Annotated in this window: 5 protein-coding genes; 3 read left to right on the plus strand and 2 right to left on the minus strand. The window is 71.1% G+C overall.

Annotated features, from left to right (window positions below; all coding sequences use genetic code 11):
• Together ACFVGY_RS33655 and ACFVGY_RS33660 are read left to right on the plus strand one after the other, a co-directional pair.
• A partial coding sequence (locus tag ACFVGY_RS33655) for a PASTA domain-containing protein (RefSeq protein WP_385685003.1) occupies nucleotides 1-895 on the plus strand: 895 nt, incomplete at its 5' end.
• 4 nt (nucleotides 896-899) lie between these two features.
• On the plus strand, nucleotides 900-1,772 hold the full coding sequence (locus ACFVGY_RS33660) for a deoxyribonuclease IV (RefSeq protein WP_385685006.1): 873 nt from the start codon (nucleotides 900-902) through the stop codon (nucleotides 1,770-1,772).
• Between the two features lie 54 nt (nucleotides 1,773-1,826).
• Here the strand turns inward: ACFVGY_RS33660 and ACFVGY_RS33665 are convergent, their stop codons facing one another.
• A complete protein-coding gene (locus tag ACFVGY_RS33665) occupies nucleotides 1,827-2,459 on the minus strand; it encodes a sulfite oxidase-like oxidoreductase (RefSeq protein WP_385685009.1) in 633 nt (210 codons plus the stop codon).
• Nucleotides 2,460-2,632: 173 nt separating this feature from the next.
• Here ACFVGY_RS33665 and bfr point away from each other — a divergent pair, with 173 nt between their 5' ends.
• Nucleotides 2,633-3,112, plus strand: a complete 480-nt coding sequence (gene bfr, locus ACFVGY_RS33670; RefSeq protein WP_385685012.1) for a bacterioferritin — start codon at nucleotides 2,633-2,635, stop codon at nucleotides 3,110-3,112.
• A gap of 29 nt (nucleotides 3,113-3,141) precedes the next feature.
• Here bfr and ACFVGY_RS33675 read toward each other — a convergent pair whose 3' ends face one another.
• Nucleotides 3,142-3,390: a bacterioferritin-associated ferredoxin gene (locus ACFVGY_RS33675; protein WP_385685015.1), complete on the minus strand. Its 249-nt coding sequence runs from the start codon at nucleotides 3,388-3,390 to the stop codon at nucleotides 3,142-3,144.
• Between the last annotated feature and the right edge of the window lie 203 nt (nucleotides 3,391-3,593).

The raw sequence follows: 3,593 nt of genomic DNA on the forward strand, positions 1-3,593 counted from the left end.
GGCCCGCTCCCGGCGCGGGCCGCTGCTGGTCCTCGCCGCGCTGCTGCTGATCCTCGGCGTCGGCACCGGCGTCTGGTACATCAACTCCGGCCAGTTCACGAAGGTCCCCAACCTGCTCGGCAAGACCGAGGCGGAGGCCCGGTCCGAACTGTCGGCGGCCGGCCTCGGCGTCAAGCGGGTCGAGCGGAGGTTCAGCGACGCCTTCGACCGCGGCACGGTGATGGACAGCGACCCGCAGAGCGGCAAGCGCATCCGCGGCAACGGCGCCGTGGTGCTGACGATCTCCCGCGGGCCGGAGGTCGTGGTGGTGCCCGACGTGAAGGGCCGGCCGCTGGAGGAGGCGAAGGCGGAGCTGACCAAGAGCGGTCTGGCCCCGGGCATCGTCACGCAGGCGTTCAGCCAGGAGGTGCCGCAGGGCTCGGTGATCTCCACCAATCCGGAGGGCGGGAACAAGCGGGCCCCCGACACCGCGGTGTCGATCACGGTCAGCAAGGGCCGGCCGGTGCCGGTGCCGAGCGTGACCGGAAGGCCCGTGGACCAGGCCCGGGCGGCGCTGCAGGACCTCGGTCTCAAGGTGGAGACGGCGGCCGACCAGATCAACTCGCCGTTCCCGGCCGGTACGGTCGCCAACCAGTCGGTCGGCGCGGGCGCGCAGGCCGCGGCCGGTGACACGGTCGTGCTCACGCTCTCCAAGGGGCCCCGCCAGATCCCGGTGCCGAACGTGATCGGCCAGGACGCGGACGTGGCCCGCAAGACCCTGGAGGCGGCCGGGTTCAAGGTGAAGGTGGACCGCCCGTTCCTGCCCTTCGGCAACACGGTGGACGCGCAGTCGGTGGCGGGTGGCCAGAACGCCCCCGAGGGCACCACGATCGTCCTGCGGACCAAGGGGCTGTAGCGGCATGGCGGAGCAGGCCGGGCGCAACCCGGTGGGCGGGCACGTCCCCGTCGCGGGCGGGCTCGCGTCGGTGGGGCTGTCGTACGCGCGGGAGCTGGCGGCCGAGGCGGTGCAGGTCTTCGTGGCCAATCCGCGCGGCTGGGCGACCCCGGCCGGGAACCCGGCCCAGGACGAGCTGTTCCGGGCCGGGTGCGAGGCCGGGTCGATCCCGGCCTACGTGCACGCCCCCTACCTGATCAACTTCGGCTCGCACACCGTGGCGACGGTGGAGCGGTCGGTGGAGTCGCTGCGCCACTCGCTGCGCCGGGGCCGGGAGATCGGCGCGCGGGGGGTGGTCGTTCACACGGGCTCGGCGACCGGGGGCCGGCCGCGCGAGGCGGCGTACGCGCAGGTCAGGGAGCACATGCTGCCGCTGCTGGACGAGCTGGTGCACGACGACGACCCCTTCCTGCTGCTGGAGTCCACGGCCGGGCAGGGCTCGTCGCTATGCTCGCGGACCTGGGACTTCGGCCCGTACTTCGACGCGCTCGACCACCACCCGAAGCTGGGCGTCTGCCTGGACACCTGCCACGTCTTCGCCGCCGGGCACGACCTGGCGGAGCCGGGCGGCGTCAAGCAGACGCTGGACCTGCTGGTGGACACGGTGGGCGAGGGACGGCTGAAGCTGGTCCACGCCAACGACTCGAAGGAGGGCGTGGGCGCGCACAAGGACCGCCACGCCAACATCGGGCAGGGCCACATCGGCCGGGAGGCCTTCGGCGAGCTGTTCTCGCATCCGGCGATGGAGGGGGTGCCGCTGATCATCGAGACCCCGGGCGGCAAGGAGGGGCACGCGGCCGACGTGGCGCTGCTGAAGGAGCTGCGCGCCCTGCACTGACCCGGCGGGGCCGGGGGGGTTTGGGTGGTATGTGCGTTGTGGGGGTTGTGGGGGCTACAGCTCGGGGCCGTCCCCCGGCTCCTCCTGGTACGAGTAGCGCTGTTCGCGCCAGGGGTCGCCGATGTTGTGGTAGCCCCGCTCCTCCCAGAACCCGCGGCGGTCGGCGGTCATGTACTCGACGCCGCGGACCCACTTCGGGCCCTTCCACGCGTACAGGTGGGGCACGACGAGCCGCACCGGGAAGCCGTGTTCGGCGGTGAGCAGTTCACCGCCCTGGTGGGTGGCGAAGACGGTCCGCTCGGAGGCGAAGTCGGCCAGCCGCAGGTTGGAGCTGAAGCCGTACTCGGCCCACACCATCACGTGGGTGACCTGCGGCGCCGGCGGGGCGAGGGCGAGGATCTCGCGGGCGAGGACTCCGCCCCATTCGGCCCCCACCATGCTGAACTTCGTCACGCAGTGCAGGTCGGCCACGACCGACTCGAAGGGCAGGGCCGTGAACTGCTCGTGGTTCCAGCAGTGCTTCTCGCCGTCGGCGGTCGCGCCGAAGACACGGAACTCCCAGCGTTCCGGCTTGAACTTGGGCACGGGCCCGTAGTGGGTGACCGGCCAGCCCCGCTGAAGCCGCTGCCCCGGTGGAAGCTCCGGCTGCTCTGCTTCCGGAGATTCCCGGCTTTCCGGCTGACCCATGACTCCATGGTGACAGACGCGGTGGGGTGGTCATGACCAGGGCACGGGCTGATTCGGACATGTCACTGCAACTCCCACTAAGGAGGCACTTACTGGACGACCTCCGGCGGCGGTGCAAGGATGCGCGCAACCGATCCGTCACTTGCTGACTTTGCCTGGAAGGAGCCTCTGCGATGCAGGGCGACCCCGAGGTCCTCGAGTTTCTGAACGAGCAGCTGACCGGCGAGCTCACTGCGATCAACCAGTACTGGCTCCACTACCGGATCCAGGACAACAAGGGTTGGACCAAGCTCGCGCACTACACCCGCGCTGAGTCCATCGACGAGATGAAGCACGCGGACAAGCTCACCGAGCGCATCCTGATGCTCGACGGGCTCCCCAACTACCAGCGCCTCTTCCACGTGCGGGTGGGCCAGACCCTGACCGAGATGTTCCAGGCGGACCGCCAGGTGGAGGTCGAGGCGATCGACCGTCTCAAGCGGGGGATCGAGGTGATGCGCGGCAAGAGCGACATCACGTCGGCGCGCCTGTTCGAGGAGATCCTGTCGGACGAGGAGCACCACATCGACTACCTCGACACCCAGCTGGAGCTCATCGAGACCCTCGGTGAGCCGCTCTACATCGCCCAGCTGATCGAGCAGCCGGAGAGCTGACCACCGGGAGCCGGTCGGGGCGGCGGGGTCTAAGCGACGTCGGCGAGCTCCGGGGCGGGCGCCAGCACGGACGCCGTCCGGCCCTTCTCCAGCAGCTCACGGCGCGGGCACGCCCCGCGGCCGAGGAGGCCCTGGATCGTGCGCACGCAGGATCCGCAGTCGGTTCCGGCCTTGGTGGCGGAGGCTATCTGGCGGGGGGTGCAGGCCCCGGCGGCCGCGTGTTCCTTGACCTGCTGGTCGGTGACACCGAAGCAAGAGCAGACGTACACGCGGTTCACCTCCCTGTCAGGAACGCCCTCAAAGCCATCCCCTATTCGGTGAGGCTTACCTAACCGTACCCAAAGTCGGGGTGGCCGAAAAGTCCCGGGTGCGGCTGTGGGGGGGGGGGGGGGGGGCGGGCGGGCGCCCCCCCCCCCCCCGGCCCCGGCCGCCCGGCCGCGCGGCGCGCGCGGGCCGCGAGCAGGAGAGGGTGACGTCGCGA

Origin of the sequence: Streptomyces sp. NPDC127106, from assembly GCF_042677605.1 — a bacterium.
Taxonomy (GTDB): domain Bacteria; phylum Actinomycetota; class Actinomycetes; order Streptomycetales; family Streptomycetaceae; genus Streptomyces.

What these genes read in the sequence shown, in the direction of transcription:
- ACFVGY_RS33660 (WP_385685006.1), top strand. Translation starts at nt 900, where the DNA reads ATGGCGGAGCAGGCCGGGCGCAACCCGGTGGGCGGGCACGTCCCCGTC.
- ACFVGY_RS33665 (WP_385685009.1), bottom strand. Translation starts at nt 2,459, where the DNA reads ATGGGTCAGCCGGAAAGCCGGGAATCTCCGGAAGCAGAGCAGCCGGAG.
- bfr (WP_385685012.1), top strand. Translation starts at nt 2,633, where the DNA reads ATGCAGGGCGACCCCGAGGTCCTCGAGTTTCTGAACGAGCAGCTGACC.